Source organism: Serinibacter arcticus (genome assembly GCF_004786095.1).
GTDB classification, from domain to species: Bacteria; Actinomycetota; Actinomycetes; order Actinomycetales; family Beutenbergiaceae; genus Litorihabitans; species Litorihabitans arcticus.
In genome coordinates, this window is record NZ_RHPJ01000003.1 from 840,746 (window position 1) to 855,160 (window position 14,415).

Consider the following 14,415-nt stretch of genomic DNA (forward strand, 5'->3'; position numbering starts at 1 on the left):
TCGTCAGCGGGTGAGCGAGGCATAGCGCTCGCGCCACGCCGTCACGACGTCCGACGAGGTGGGCAGTCGGGCGAACCGCTCACGCGCGTGCTCGGCGAGCTCGGCGCGCCGCTCGGGGTGGGCCGCGAGGTGCGTGACGGCAGCGGCGATCGCGGGCGCGTCACCCACGGGGACGAGCGAACCGCAGCCCGTGACGAGCTCGGGCAGGCCGCCGACGTCGGTCGCGACGACCGGCAGACCGGCCGCGAGCGCCTCCTGCACCACGAGCGCCCGCGCCTCCCAGCGACTGGGAACCACGAGCAGGTCGGCCGCGGCCATCCAGGTCGGCACGTCGTCGCGCGCGCCCACGAGGTGGAACGGCAGACCGGCAGCGGCGGCCTCGAGCTCGGCGCGCAGCGGCGCGTCGCCGTCGCCCACGACGAACCAGCGCACCTGCTCGGCGCCCGGCACCGCCGCGGGGAGGGCGCCCGCGACCGCGCGCGCTGCCGAGACCAGCACGGCAAGGTCCTTCTGGGGTGCGATGCGCGAGACCGTCAGCGCCCACACCTCGGGAGGGACGGTCCCAGCCTCGCCGTCGGGAACGACCTCGATCCCGGCTGCTGCGGCGACGACGGCGCGCGCCTCCTCGTGCGTGCCCGGGTACGTCCCGGCGCTCGGCGCGGCGACGGGGGCGAGCACGCTCGCCCGCGCACCCAGCAGCGCGGCACGGTCGACGAGGTCCTGCGAGGCCCCCGTCACGAGCGCGGCCCGGCGGGCCTGCCAGCGCTCGGCGAGGGCACCCGGACCGCGCCGCGCCAGGATCGCGTTGTGCCAGGACACGACGACCGGGACGCCCGTGCCCGCGGCCGCGAGCAGCGCCGTCAGACCGGCCTGGTGCCCGTGGGCGTGCACGACGTCGCTGCCGCGCACCAGTCGCCGGAGCCGCTGCAGGCCCCGCAGGTAGCTCACCGGCGACGTGCGCTGCGGCCACGCCGCGGTGTCGACCTGGCCGAGGCTCGCGTCACCGAGGGCGAACCGCTGCGCCGTCGCGGACGGGGCGACGACGCGGACGTCCTCCCCCACCTCCCGCAGCCCACGCGTGAGATCGGCGACGTGCACCCCGATGCCGCCGGCCGCGTGGCCGACCACCTGGACGATCCTGGTCATGGCTGCTCCTGGGTCGGTGGCACGGTCGGTGGGACAGGTGCGACGGTCGTGACGGGGGCCGGCGTGACGGGGGCGGGTGTCGCGCCCGCACCGCGGCGCGCGCCGCGCAGCCGGGCGAGCGCCTGTCGGTCGCCGAGCGCAGAGATCGCGAGTGCGACGACGACGGCGACCAGCCCGCCCAGCGCACCGAGCGCGAGGGCCTGGCCAGGGCCGCCGTCGGACGCGCCGGTCGTGCCGAGACCCGCCGCCCAGCGGCCGGCCAGGGCGCCCAGCCCTGCCCCGACGAGCGAGACGAGCGCGGTGCGCCCGACACCGGCGATCCCCGCGCCGCCGAGCGCGTGCCGCACGCCGAGCAGGAGCGCGAGGGAACCGACCAGGGTGCCGATGCTCGTCGCCCCGCCGAGCACGGCGAGCGTGGTGGCGGAGGCCGCTGCGTCGGAACCGCCACCCACGAGGAGGAGCGCCCCGAGCACGGCGGCGAGCGCCACGGTGAGCCAGCCCACGCTGATGGCAGCCAGGGCCGTGCGGTTGTTCTCGATCGCGTACAGCACGCGCGAGAGGTGGAAGACGAGCGCGAGGCCGACGACGCCTGCCGCCCCGAAGGCGATGCCGCCCGCCATGCCGGCGACACCGGACTCGCCCCGGGCGTAGTGACCGAACACCTGCTCGACGCGCCCGGCCGCTGCCACGAGCGCCGCGGCGCCGGCGGCCGCCACCACGACGATGACGCGGGTGGACATGGCGCTCTCCCGCGCGAGCGCGTCGCGCCGACCGGACGCGGCGTGCTCGGCCAGCCGGGGGAACATCGCGGTCGCGACCGGGACCGCGAGCACGGCGTAGGGCAGCAGGATGACCGCCTGCGCGTACTGGTGCACGTTCAGCGTGCCGTCCGTGGTGCCGAACGTGTTGGCGACCTTGACCGCGACCACGACGCTCACCTGCTGCGCGAGCAGGCCGCCCGTGCCGGCGAGCGCGAGCGACCGGGCACGGACGGCGACGCCGTCGGGGAAGTGCAGCGTCGGGCGCAGCCGCACCCCCAGGCGCGCGACGGGGACGAGCAGCGGCAGGCTGAGCACGACGACACCGGCCGTGGTCCCCCAGCCCAGCGCGCTGACGGCCGCCGAGGTCAGGTCGGCCGCCGTCGGGTCGTCCGGGGTCAGCACGCCGACGACGTAGTACGACCCCATGACGACCAGGCTCGAGAGCAGCGGCGCGACGGCGGGCCACACGAAGCGGCGGTGGGCCTGCAGCACGCCGGACAGCACGACCCCCACCCCGTACAGCGGGATCTGCACCGCGAAGATCCGCAGCAGCGTTGCCGCCAGGGCGACCTGTTCCGGCGGGGCGTCGGGACCCGACAGGGCGCCGACCGCGGCCGGCGCCACGACGAACGTCAGCGCCGCCACGGGGATCAGGACAAGCGCGGCCCAGGTGAGCAGGGCCGAGGCGGTGCGGTCGACGTCGCGGCGCAGGTGCCGCGCGAGCGGACCGGCCAGCAGGGGCACGACGGCGCCCGCGAGGGCACCCCCGGCGGCCACCTCGAACAGCACGTTCGGCACGGTGTTGGCCGTGGAGTACGCGGTGCCGACCTCGTTCGGTCCGACCCAGGCGTTGAGCGCGAACCACCGCGCGAAGCCGACGATCCGTGCCGCGAGCGTCAGGACGGTCAGGACGGCAGCGGCCCCGGCGACACCGGCGGTCAGGCGCCGCAGGCGCCCCCGTGCCGCGTCGCGGTCGGTGCTGGGGTCAGCGGCCGGCACCGTCGCGCCCGAGCCCGTCGACCCACGCGAGTGCGGGCGTCGCGTCGATCACGCGGGAGAAGCTCACGCGCTCGCTCGCCAGCGTGCCGGCCACCACGACGGCGAGCGCGCCCAGCCGGACGGCGGGGTGCGGGTGGGACGCGAGGCCGACGCCGAGCGCCGCGCCCAGCGCGTTGGCACCCGTGTCGCCCAGCATCGTGGTCTCGGCCAGGTCGGTGGGGGCGGCCGCGACCGCGGAGCCGACGACGGCGGAGCCGATCCCGGCGCCCGGTCCCCCGGCCGCGGCGAGGGGGGCGCCGAGCAGGATCGCCGCCTTGAGCGCGCGGCCCGGTCGCAGGTCGAGCAGGTTCAGGAGGTTGGCGGTACCCGCGACGAGCGCGCCGCTCGTCACGGAGTCCAGGGCCGTGGCCGCGAACGAGGCCGAAGGGCCTGAGGCGCCCGAGGCGCGACGGCGGGCGTCGGCCAGCACGGTCCCGGCGAGCAGGCTCGCGGCCGTGATGCCCAGGAGCTTGACCGCTCCGGTGGTGACGGTGCCCTGCGCCAGCGCACCGAGGTGGCCGCGCAGACCCTTGGTGCCGCGGTCCTGCTCGCGCTCGGTCAGGTCGTCCAGCGCCCCGAGGCCACCGGCCGCGGTGACGGCCACCGCCCCGGCCAGGGCGGGGGCCCCACCGACGGAGGCGGTCCCGGCGAGCGTGCCGACCGCGGTCGCGATCCCGCCGGACAGGCTCACGGTCCGGCCGCGAAAGTTGGTGCGGTGCCACGATTCGCGATCGCTGCGGCGCGCCTGGACCGATGCCGCGGCCGTCCAGGCTGCGGCGTGGAGGGCCGGGAGGAGCCGGCTCACCGACCGTCCCCGCTCGGCGAGGCGTCGTCGGCGGGCTCGTCCGACGTGCCGGTGCCGTCGAAGCCGTCAGTCCCGTCAGAGCCGTCGGCGCCCTGACCGTCACCCGGCGAGGTGGTGGGCGTCTCGAGCGCGGGCGGTCCCGTCAGGTCCTGCTGGGGCGGGAGGGGGTCCTGCGCACCGATGCCGAACCCGTAGGGCAGCGGCTCGGCGTCGGCGGCGACCGCCGCGAGGACGAGCGGCACGGTGACCTGTCCCGCGACGGTGCCGAGTCCGTCGACGGTCGCGACGGTGCGCTCGCCCCTGACCCGGACCAGCGTGTCGATGTCGAGCTCGGCGTAGCCGGCCACGACGGTCGGGGCGGCCTCGCCGGTCGCCGCGAGCGTCAGCGCCCAGGTGACGTTGCTCGGCTCGAGCTCGGGGTCGACGGTCGCGTCGGCCTCGGGCGCGACCTGCGGCGTCGTGAGGACGAGCACGAGGTCGGCCGGGGCCGCCTCCCCCTCGACGCGCACGAGGGGGTCGTCGCCGTCGGCGAGCGCCGTCAGGACGGCGACGGCGTCGGCGGACGCCGCGCGCGGGTCGGCCGCCGTCGCACCGGTCAGGGCGAAGCCGAGAGCCTGGCCGAGCACGACGTCGTCGGTGTCGGCGCCGCCGACACCCGGGACCTCCGAGCGCACCTCGTCGGCGACGGCGGTCCGCTCGGCCTCGGCGGCCGGGTCGGCCCAGTCGGTGCCGAGCTCGACGCGGGCGGTGATCTCACCGCCGGCCTCCTCGATGCGCTGGCTGACGGCGGAGGTGACGTCGTCGGTCACGCCGGGGAACGTCGCGACGGCGACGCGGTACCCGGGCAGCGCGCCGTCGAGCAGCGCGGGGGCGGCGCTCTCGATGAAGGCGACGTTGTCGGCGATCGTCGCGCGGTTCTCGTCGACCTCGAGGCGCAGCGCGTCCTTCTCCTCGCGGAGCACCTCGACCTGGCCCGTGAGCTGGTCGGAGATGGTGTCGCGCAGCGGACCGGCGCCCAGCACGATGCCGACGGCCAGCGCGAGGAAGACCGAGATGAGTGAGACGAGGTGGTAGCGGAAGTCGATCACGCGTCACCCTCCAAAGAATCGACGGATGGTGGTGGCGATGTCGTCCCACCGGGCGAGGAGCAGCTCGAGCGCGGCCTGGCCGGCGGGCGTGACGGCGAGCGCCACCACCAGCGCGGCCAGTCCCGCCAGGACGAGCAGGACGAGCTGCCAGGTGGAGATGCTGGAGCGGTACAGGCGCGAGACGCCCTTGGCGTCCACGAGCTTGCTGCCCACGCGCAGGCGCGTGAGGAACGTGCTGGCCATGCCGGAGCGGCCCTTGTCGAGGAACTCCACGAGGGTCGCGTGCGTGCCGACGGCGACGATCAGGCTCGCGCCCATGTCGTCGGCCAGCAGCATGGCCACGTCCTCGCTCGTCCCCGTGGCCGGGAAGACGACGTGCTTGGCGCCGAGCTCGGCGACGCGCGCGGCGCCGGGCGCGCGGCCGTCGCGGTAGGCGTGCACGACCACCTCGGCGCCGCTGGTCAGGGCGCTGTCGGAGACGGAGTCCATGTCACCCACGATGAGGTCGGGCTTCCAGCCGGCCTCGATGATGGCGTCCGCGCCGCCGTCGACCCCGATGAGGACCGGTCGGCTCTCGCGGATGAAGGACCGCAGCATCGCCAGGTCCTCCTTGTAGTGGTAGCCGCGCACCACGATGAGGACGGCGCGCCCGTCGATCTTCGTGTCCACGCGCGGGACCCCGATGCCGTCCAGGAGCAGGTCGCGCTCCTTGAGCATGTAGTCCATCGTGTTGCTGGCGAACGCCTCGAGCTGGTCGGACAGACCCTCGCGCGCCTTGGCCTGGTCGGCCTCGACGGTCTCGGCCGTCTGCTCCACCCCCTCAGCCAGCACGGTCGTCCCTGACAGCACGGCGTTGCCGCGCACGACGAGGCGGGTCCCGTCCTTGAGCCCCATGAGGGCGTCCCCGAGGCCGTCGACCAGCGGGATCCCGGCATCCAGCAGGATCTGCGGGCCGACGTTCGGGTAGCGGCCCGACGTCGAGGCGGCGGCGTTGAGGACGGCGGCGGGGCCGCACGCGACGAGCGCCTCGGCGGAGACCCGGTCGATGTCGACGTGGTCGATGACGGCGACGTCACCCTGCTTCAGCCGCTTCGTCAGCGCCTTGGTGCGGTGGTCCACGCGCGCGGGTCCGGTCGCCGTCGCGTCGGCGTCGACGGCGGGCGCGGCGGTGCGGCGCAGGGGGCGGAGTCTCATATCGCCGCCTATCGTCCCACGTCGGACCTCTCGAGGAGGTCTGCCGCGTGCTCGAGCGCCGTGGCGGTCGTCTCACCCGACAGCATCCGCGCCAGCTCGGCGGTGCGGTCGTCCCCGCTGACCGCGCGCACGCTCGTCACGGTGCCGTCGGGGGCGCCCGTGTCCTTCTCGAGCACGATGTGGTGGTCGGCGAACGCGGCGACCTGCGCGAGGTGGGTGACCACGACGACCTGGGCGGTCCGCGCGAGCTCGGCGAGCCGCTGCCCGACCTGGCTCGCTGTCCGGCCACCGATGCCGGCGTCGACCTCGTCGAAGACGAACGTGGTCGGCGTCGCCTCGCCGGCGTCGGCGAGCGAGACCTCGAGCGCGAGCATCACGCGCGAGATCTCGCCGCCGGAGGCGCCCTGACCGAGCGGCCGGGCCGGGGCGCCGGGGTGGGGCGCGAGGAGGATGGCGACGTCGTCGGCCCCGGTCGGACCGACGACCACCGGATCGAGCGCGACCTCGACCTGCGCGCTCGCCATCGCGAGGCCGGCGAGCTCGGCCGTGACGGCCGTGGCGAGCCGGTCCCCCGCGGCTCGGCGCGCGGCGGTCACCCGGGTCGCGACGGCGGCCGCCTCGGCGCCGAGCTCGGCGACCTGCTCGCGCAGCGTGTCGGGGTCCTGACCGGGGCCGGTCAGCTCGTCGAGCCGGGCGCGCGCGTGCCGCGCCCACAGGATGACGGCGTCCGTGCTGCCCGCCGGCGGGTCCTGGGGCCCGCGCTCGGCCCACGGCACGCCGTAGGTGCGTCCGAGCGTCGCGAGCACGGCGCGGCGCGCGTGCACGACGTCGAGGCGGCGGGGATCGGACTCGAGCCCCGCGACGTAGGTGCCGATCTCGGCGTTGAGGTCGGCCACCACCCGGGAGGAGTCCATGATCTGCTCGGCGAGGGCACCGAGCGAGGGGTCGTGCTCGGCCGCGCGGTTGAGGGCGCGGGCCGAGGCCTCCAGGAGGTCGACGGCGCCGAGGTCGTCGGCGCCACGACCCGAGAGCGCGACGACGGCCTCGGACGCCCCGGAGCGCAGCACCTCCACGTTGTCGAGGCGGTCCACCTCCTCGCGCAGGGCGAGGTCCTCGCCCGGCTGGGGCTCGGCGTCGTCGATCTCGGCCAGGGCGGCCGTCAGCGTGGTGACCTCGAGCGCGCGGGTGCGGCTGTTCGCCGTGAACTCCGCGAGCGCCTGCTCGGCGCGGCGCAGCGCCGCGTGGGTGGTCCGCATCGTCGCGAGCAGGTCGGCGTGCTCCGGACCGGCGAACGCGTCGACGACGTCGCGCTGGGTCGCGCGGGAGCGCAGGTGGAACTGGTCGGCCTGGCCGTGGACGGTGACGAGCTGCTCGCCGATGTCCCCCAGGACGGCCTGCGGCACGCTCGTCCCGCCGACGTGCGCGCGCGACCGCCCCTGGGCCACGACGGTCCGGGCCAGGATGAGGGTGCCGTCGTCCAGCTCGGCGCCGGCGTCCTCGGCACGCGCGACGGCGGCGGCCGGCACGCTCGTGAAGCGGCCCTCCACGACGGCGCGCTCCGCGCCCACCCGCACGCGCGAGGCGTCGGCCCGCCCGCCGAGCAGCAGGTCGAGCGCGCTCAGCAGCATCGTCTTGCCGGCTCCGGTCTCACCGGTGATCGCGGTGAAGCCGGGCGACGGTTCGAGCGTGGCCTCGGCGATGACACCGAGGTCGCGGATGCGCAGCTCCTCGATCACGGGGCGCGCCTCCCCCGCCAGCCGGCGACCGGGAGGTCGAACTTGCGCACGAGACGCTCGGAGAACGGTCCGGGGCTCAGGCGAGCGATGGCGACGGGGTGCGCGCCGCGCCGCGCCTCGACGCGGCTGCCGGGCGGCAGGTCAAGGGTTCGGCGGCCGTCGCACCACATCGTGGCGGCCGTGGCGGTGCGGGTGAGGAGCTCGACCTCGAGCACGCTCGAGGGGCCGACGACGAGGGGGCGCGCGAACAGCGCGTGGGCGCTCAGCGGCACGAGCAGGAGCGCCTCCACGTCGGGCCAGACGACGGGGCCGCCCGCCGAGAAGGCGTAGGCGGTGGATCCCGTCGGCGTGGCCAGCACGACGCCGTCGCAGCCGAAGGTCTCCAGGGCTCGGCCGTCGACGCCGATCGCGAGCTCGATCATCCGCTCGGGTCGGTTCTTCTCGACCGTGGCCTCGTTCATCGCCCAGGCCTCGTGGACGGTGCCGTCGGGCGTGATGGCGCGGACGTCGATCGTCATGCGGTTCTCGACCGTGTAGTCGCGACGGGCGATCTGGCCGACGAGATCGGTGATCTCCGCGACGTCGGACTCCGCGAGGAAGCCGACGTGGCCGAGGTTGATGCCGACCACGGGGACGTCGGTGCCGCGGACGAGCTCGACGGCGCGCAGGATCGTTCCGTCCCCGCCCAGGACGACGACCACCTCCACGGCGCTGAGCCAGCCCGGCTGCTCGGGCAGGACGGCGTCGAACGGGGCGATCTCCTCGGCGGCACGCACGGTCAGGCCGTGCGCGGCGAGCTGCTGCTCCAGCTCCGCGCGCGCCTCCATGGCGCGCGCGTGCGAGTGCGAGACGACCAGGACCTCTCGATTCACCACGTGCCCCATTCTGCGGCCACGAGGCGTCCGGCGACGGCACCCGTCGCGAGTCGCGTGTGCTCGGCCGCCTGCGCGGGCGTGTCGCCTCGGCCGGGGACAGCGCTCGCGGCGTCACGACGCTGCAACCAGGCGACGAACTCGCGGTTGCCGTGGGTGCCCTCGATCGGGCTCGGCAGCACGGCCCGGGCGCGGAGCCCGACGGCGGCCGCGGCCCCGAGGACGCCGACGATCGCGTCGGCGTGCGCGCGCGGGTTGGTCACGATGCCGCCGCTCCCGAGGCGCTCCCGCCCGACCTCGAACTGCGGTTTGACCAGCACGAGCGCATCGGCCTCGTGCGCGAGGCACGCGGTCAGCGGCCCGAGCACGAGACGCAGCGAGATGAACGACAGGTCGGCCACCAGCAGGTCGGCCGGTGCGCCCACGCGGGCGGGATCGAGCCGGCGGACGTTGGTGTGCTCGATCGCGGTGACGCGCTCGTCCGCGCGGATGCGAGGGTCGAGCTGACCGCTGCCGACGTCCACGGCCACGACGTGCGCGGCGCCGCGCCGGAGCACGACGTCGGTGAACCCACCGGTGGAGGCTCCGGCGTCGAGCACCCGGCGCCCCGCCACGACCGGTCCGGACCACGGCGTGGCAGCCAGTGCGTCGAGCGCTCCGGCGAGCTTCAGGGCGGCGCGGGAGACGTAGCCCTCCCCCGCCTCGACCTCGAGGACGCTCTCGGCGGCCACGGGCGTCGAGGCACGTCCCAGCACTCGCCCGTCGAGCGTGACGTCCCCCTGGGCGATCAGGCGCTGGGCCTGCGTCCGGGAGGTGGCCAGGCCACGGGCGACGAGCTCGACGTCGGCGCGGACCACCTAGGAGCCCGTGTCGTCGAGGCGGTCGGCCAGGGTTCGCTGCAGGTCCTCGAAGAGCGTGACGTGCTCGCGGATCGTCATCGCGGCGAGCTGCTCGTCGTCGGGGAGGTCGGGCAGGGGCGCGGTGGACGGGGACGGGGACGCCGGGTTCCCCGAGACGCCGGCGGTGCCGCTCGGCGGCGCCGGACGCGGACCCGGCCGGTCCTGCGGTGTGCTCGTCATCGTGCGTCCTCCCCGTGCAACCTGCTCGTGCGACTCAGGCGGCGACGACCGCCAGCGGGCGGGGCTGCAGCGTCAGTGTGACTCCACCGTCGGCAGCCTCCCACGCGACGCAGCACGCCGCACGCAGCTCGTCGAGCGAGATCTCCGTCAGGCTCGCGAAGGACTGGGCGATCCCGTCGCGCACGACGTGCAGGTCGGTCCCCGAGACGCGGGCGACGCCCGCGCCCGAGCGCCACGAACCGTCGTCGTCGCGCGTGACCTCGGGGTGCGGCTCGAGCAGGCCGCGCAGGTCGATCGCCAGCAGGTCGGGGCGCTCGTGCGCGGCGGCACCGATGAGGTCGTACGCCTGGCTCACGCCGGTGAGGACGTGCAGCCCCGGCATTCCCGCGGCCCGCGCACCGGCGAGGTCGGTGTCGAGCCGGTCGCCGACGACGATCGGCGTCGTCGAGCCGACCAGCGCGGCGGCCTCGTGGAAGATCCCCGCCTCGGGCTTGCCGGCCGAGACCGGGCGGACCCCCGTCGCGTTGACAACGGCGGCGACGAGCGAACCGTTGCCGACCGCCATCCCGCGCTCGGTCGGCAGGCTGGCGTCGAGGTTGGTGGCGATGTAGCGCGCCCCCTGCCCGACGGCGTAGGCCGCCTCGGTGAGCTCCGCCCAGCCCACGTGGGGGCCGTAACCCTGCGCGACGGCGTCGGGGTGGTCCTCGGCGCTCGTGACCACGCGGTAGCCCTGGGCGGACATCGCCTGGGCGAGGCCGGGGCCACCGACGCACAGCACCGTGGAGCCGGCGGGCAGGTCCTGCGCGAGCATCTTGGCCGCGGCGAGCGACGACGTCATGACGTGCGCCGGATCGGTCGGGATGCCCAGACCGTTCAGCTGGTCGGCGACTACCTGAGGCGGTCGTCCGGCGTTGTTCGTGACGTACACCGGCTGCGCCCCGGCCGTCGCCGCGGCGGCGATCGAGTCGGCCGCGTGCTCGACGGCGAGGGCGCCGCGGTACACGACACCGTCCAGGTCGAGCAGGACGGCGTCGTGCGCCTGGACCAGCGGAACGGCCGAGGCCGCCAGGTAGCTGCTCAAAAGAGTCGCTCCTCCTCGTCGCCCTCGTTCGGGTCGTCGTTCTCGTCCGCCTTCTGCCCGGCGTCGTCCTGCGGCTCGGCGACCGGGTCCGCGATCTCCTCGGGGACCTCGTTCGTCGCGAGCTCGATCTCCGGCTCGTCGTCGACGGTGGGCTGCTCCTCGACCACGATGGCGGGCTCGGGCTCGGGCTCGGGCTCGGGCTCGGGCTCGGGCTCGGGCTCGGGCTCGGGCTCGGGCTCGGGCTCGGTGAGATCGTCGTCAACCTCGGAACCGGCGGCAGCCTCTGCGGCCTGCTGGGTCTCCCCGGACTCGATCTCCTCCACGAGGTCGATCACGTCGTCGTCGTCGAAAGCGACGGGCTCCGGTGACGGCGTCGACCGCTGCTGACCGTCACCGTCGTCGTCGTGCTCGCTCTCGTCGTCATCGCGGTCGTCGCCGTCGTGATCGGGCGCATCCTGCGGAACCACGTCGCGCTCGTCGTCGTCCGGATACTCGTCGAGATCGAACACGACGATGTCCTCGTCGTCGTCCTCGGTCTCGTCGGAACCGACGGTCGCCTCGAGCTCGTCCGCCTCGGTCTCGCGACCGAGCGCTCGGAGCACGGGGATGCGCGCCTGACTCACCCGCGTCTGCAGCTCGGCGTCGCCGGCCGGGATGACGACCTCCTCGAGCAGGAGGAGGGCGACCTCGGTCTCACCCATGTCGTGCCGGGCGCCGGCCTCGACGAGGGTCAGCTCCACACGCTCGGCTGGATCGACCTCGCCCGCCTCACGGATGACGGCGAGCGCACGCTCGGGACGGCCGAGGCCACGCTCGGAGTCGGCCTCGAGGGCCCGGTGGGCGTCGACGCCGCTGAGACGGCGGGCCGCGCGCACCTCGCGGAGGGCATCGGCGTACCGACCGGTCGCGTACGACGTCAGTGCCAGGGCCTCCCGGACGATGTCGATGCGCGCCGCGCGCCGAAGGGCGGCGAGAGCGTGCTCGTGAGCCAGCTCCGGCTCGGTGTCGATGAGCCGGCCTGCCATCACGAGATGGAGGCCGACGGTCTCGGCGTTCTCCTTGGTCAGACCGCGGAGGCTGCGACGCGTCTCGCGGTCGAGCATCGAGAACTCGATGTCCTCGGGGAGGTAGGGATCCTCGACGCGCTCGGCACGACGCTCCTGACCCGGGCGCAGCGACCGCTCACCCTGAGGGGCGAAAGAACCGCGTCGATCTCCCCGGTCACCTCGGTCGTCGCGGCCGTCGCGGCCGCCGCGGTCGTCGCCGCGTCCGCCGCGGTCCTGGCCGCCACCGCGACGGTCGCCGCCGGAGGACCGGCCGTCGCGACCCTGGTAGCCGCCGGTGCGGGGGCCGCGGTCATCGCGGTTGCCCTGGTAACCACCGGTGCGAGGTGCCCCACCGCGGTCGTCCCGGTTGCCCTGGTACCCGCCGGTACGGGGTGCCCCACCGCGGTCGTCCCGGTTGCCCTGGTAACCACCCGTGCGAGGAGCCCCGCCACGGTCGTCACGGTTGCCCTGGTAGCCACCCGTGCGAGGAGCCCCGCCACGGTCGTCACGGTTGCCCTGGTAGCCACCCGTACGGGGTGCGCCGCCACGGTCGTCACGGTTGCCCTGGTAGCCACCCGTGCGGGGGCCGCGGTCGTCGCGACCCTGGTACCCGCCGGTACGGGGTGCGCCACCGCGGTCATCGCGGTTGCCCTGGTACCCGCCGGTACGCGGTGCGCCGCCACGGTCGTCACGGTTGCCCTGGTACCCGCCGGTACGCGGTGCCCCACCGCGGTCATCGCGGTTGCCCTGATAGCCACCGGTGCGAGGTGCCCCACCGCGGTCATCGCGGTTGCCCTGGTAACCGCCGGTGCGAGGTGCCCCACCGCGGTCATCGCGGTTGCCCTGGTAGCCGCCGGTGCGGGGGGCGCCGCCACGGTCGTCACGGTTGCCCTGGTACCCGCCGGTACGCGGTGCCCCACCGCGGTCATCGCGGTTGCCCTGATAGCCACCCGTACGGGGTGCCCCACCACGGTCATCGCGGTTGCCCTGGTAGCCACCCGTACGGGGTGCCCCACCACGGTCACCGCGGTTGCCCTGGTAGCCACCCGTACGGGGTGCCCCACCACGGTCATCGCGGTTGCCCTGGTAGCCACCCGTACGGGGTGCCCCACCACGGTCATCGCGGTTGCCCTGGTAGCCACCCGTACGGGGTGCCCCACCACGGTCATCGCGGTTGCCCTGGTAGCCACCCGTACGGGGTGCGCCGCCACGGTCATCGCGGTTGCCCTGGTAACCGCCGGTGCGAGGAGCCCCGCCACGGTCATCGCGGTTGCCCTGGTAGCCACCCGTACGGGGGGCGCCGCCACGGTCGTCGCGGTTGCCCTGATACCCGCCCGTGCGGGTGCCGCGGTCGTCACGCCCCTGGTAGCCACCCGTACGGGGTGCCCCACCGCGGTCATCGCGGTTGCCCTGGTACCCGCCAGTGCGGGGTGCGCTGCCACGGTCATCGCGGTTGCCCTGGTAGCCACCGGTACGGGGTGCCCCACCACGGTCATCGCGGTTGCCCTGGTACCCACCGGTACGGGGGCCGCGGTCATCCCCGCCAGAGCGCGGCGCCGCGCTGCGGTCCTCGCGGTTCGGACGCGGGCCGCTCGAGCGCGACGATCCCCCACGATTGCCCTGGTACCCGCCACCGGACTTCGGACGGCTCGAGCGGCCGTCGCGAGCGTCCCAGCTTCCGCTGGAACCTCGGTCGTTGTTGCGGTCGCCTCGGCGCTCGGCGCGGGAATCGTCAGCCATCTGTACTGCTCCTGTCTGCGGGGAACCAGTCGGCTCGACCTCGCGTGGTGGTACTCCCGCTGCACTACCCAACAGGACCACCCAACGATACTCGCCTTCGCCGGGACCCGCCCACGCTGTCCGCCGCCCGACCCGTGACGCTCCCCACCCCTCGCCGGCCGGATCGCGGCCTCCGCGACGACGAGCTACGTGCTGACCGCCTCGAACCATCCCCCGCTCCCGCCGCACCGGACCCGTACGCCGGCCAGTGCGTCGTCACGCGGGGGATCTGTCATGAGGCCCAGCTCCCCACCTCCTGGCGGCGCATCTGACGTCCCCGCCATCGAACCCGCGCCCGCGGACCTCGGCACGAACCGAGACTTGACGAGCAACGACATACAAGGCGTCCGTGAATGCAGAAAAGCCCCGCACCGGTGGGTGTGGGGCTGTGGTGGTGGGGACGCGTGTGGTTGTGGGTGTGCGAAAGGCCCCACACCGGGGGGTGTGGGGCCTTTCGGCTTAATGGGTGTTCGGCGGTGTCCTACTCTCCCACCCCGTCTCCAGGGCAGTACCATCGGCGCTGAGGGGCTTAGCTTCCGGGTTCGGAATGGTGCCGGGCGTTTCCCGCCTCGCTATGGCCGCCGTAACTCTATGGAACTATCAACACAAACCCTCCCAACCAGGGCACATCACCCGTGAGGGGTGTGCCTGGTTGGGGTGTGCTGGTGGTTCGGGAACCGCACAGTGGACGCGTCGCAACAATTTTGAGCTTGTTGGTGTGGTGAAGTGATCGGCTTATTAGTACCGGTCAGCTCCACGGGTCTTTAGTCCCCGCTTCCACTTCCGGCCT

Annotated in this window: 12 protein-coding genes and 1 rRNA gene; 1 reads left to right on the forward strand and 12 read right to left on the reverse strand. The window is 74.8% G+C overall.

Translation table 11 applies throughout. The features are described from left to right. Positions 1-3: 3 nt before the first annotated feature. The 11 genes from SERN_RS12840 to SERN_RS15355 are packed head-to-tail and all read right to left on the reverse strand — an operon-like array spanning position 4 to position 11,903. Positions 4-1,146, reverse strand: a complete 1,143-nt coding sequence (locus SERN_RS12840; protein ID WP_135850472.1) for a glycosyltransferase family 4 protein — start codon at positions 1,144-1,146, stop codon at positions 4-6. Then, positions 1,143-2,906 carry a murein biosynthesis integral membrane protein MurJ gene (murJ, locus tag SERN_RS12845; RefSeq protein ID WP_233251668.1) on the reverse strand — a complete coding sequence of 588 codons (1,764 nt, stop codon included), beginning with the start codon at positions 2,904-2,906 and terminating at the stop codon, positions 1,143-1,145. Before murJ ends, SERN_RS12840 begins: the two co-directional genes overlap by 4 nt. Further along, the gene (locus SERN_RS12850; protein ID WP_135850473.1) at positions 2,893-3,750 is read right to left on the reverse strand and encodes a hypothetical protein; all 858 of its coding nucleotides are present in this window, start codon (positions 3,748-3,750) and stop codon (positions 2,893-2,895) included. Before SERN_RS12850 ends, murJ begins: the two co-directional genes overlap by 14 nt. Next, complete coding sequence (locus SERN_RS12855) at positions 3,747-4,838, reverse strand: copper transporter (RefSeq protein ID WP_135850474.1); 1,092 nt, start codon at positions 4,836-4,838, stop codon at positions 3,747-3,749. Before SERN_RS12855 ends, SERN_RS12850 begins: the two co-directional genes overlap by 4 nt. A 3-nt stretch (positions 4,839-4,841) precedes the next feature. Continuing rightward, complete coding sequence (gene steA, locus SERN_RS12860) at positions 4,842-6,032, reverse strand: putative cytokinetic ring protein SteA (protein ID WP_135850475.1); 1,191 nt, start codon at positions 6,030-6,032, stop codon at positions 4,842-4,844. A gap of 8 nt (positions 6,033-6,040) precedes the next feature. Beyond that, positions 6,041-7,768, reverse strand: coding sequence for a DNA repair protein RecN (gene recN / locus SERN_RS12865; RefSeq protein WP_135850476.1), 1,728 nt, complete (start codon positions 7,766-7,768; stop codon positions 6,041-6,043). After that, entirely contained in the window at positions 7,765-8,652 is an 888-nt protein-coding gene (locus SERN_RS12870) for an NAD kinase (protein ID WP_135850477.1), read from the reverse strand. Before SERN_RS12870 ends, recN begins: the two co-directional genes overlap by 4 nt. After that, on the reverse strand, positions 8,637-9,497 hold the full coding sequence (locus SERN_RS12875; protein ID WP_135850478.1) for a TlyA family RNA methyltransferase: 861 nt from the start codon (positions 9,495-9,497) through the stop codon (positions 8,637-8,639). Before SERN_RS12875 ends, SERN_RS12870 begins: the two co-directional genes overlap by 16 nt. Beyond that, a complete protein-coding gene (locus tag SERN_RS12880; RefSeq protein ID WP_135850479.1) occupies positions 9,498-9,719 on the reverse strand; it encodes a hypothetical protein in 222 nt (73 codons plus the stop codon). Positions 9,720-9,753: 34 nt separating this feature from the next. Then, positions 9,754-10,800, reverse strand: a complete 1,047-nt coding sequence (locus tag SERN_RS12885; RefSeq protein ID WP_135850480.1) for an HAD-IIA family hydrolase — start codon at positions 10,798-10,800, stop codon at positions 9,754-9,756. After that, positions 10,797-11,903, reverse strand: coding sequence for a hypothetical protein (locus tag SERN_RS15355; protein ID WP_158292657.1), 1,107 nt, complete (start codon positions 11,901-11,903; stop codon positions 10,797-10,799). The genes SERN_RS12885 and SERN_RS15355 overlap by 4 nt, the downstream gene beginning before the upstream one ends. Between SERN_RS15355 and SERN_RS15360 the strand changes: the two genes are divergently transcribed. Beyond that, positions 11,832-13,724 carry a hypothetical protein gene (locus tag SERN_RS15360; protein WP_158292658.1) on the forward strand — a complete coding sequence of 631 codons (1,893 nt, stop codon included), beginning with the start codon at positions 11,832-11,834 and terminating at the stop codon, positions 13,722-13,724. The genes SERN_RS15355 and SERN_RS15360 overlap by 72 nt on opposite strands. 369 nt (positions 13,725-14,093) lie before the next feature. Here the strand turns inward: SERN_RS15360 and rrf are convergent. Further along, positions 14,094-14,211 (reverse strand): 5S ribosomal RNA (rrf, locus tag SERN_RS12900). Between the last annotated feature and the right edge of the window lie 204 nt (positions 14,212-14,415).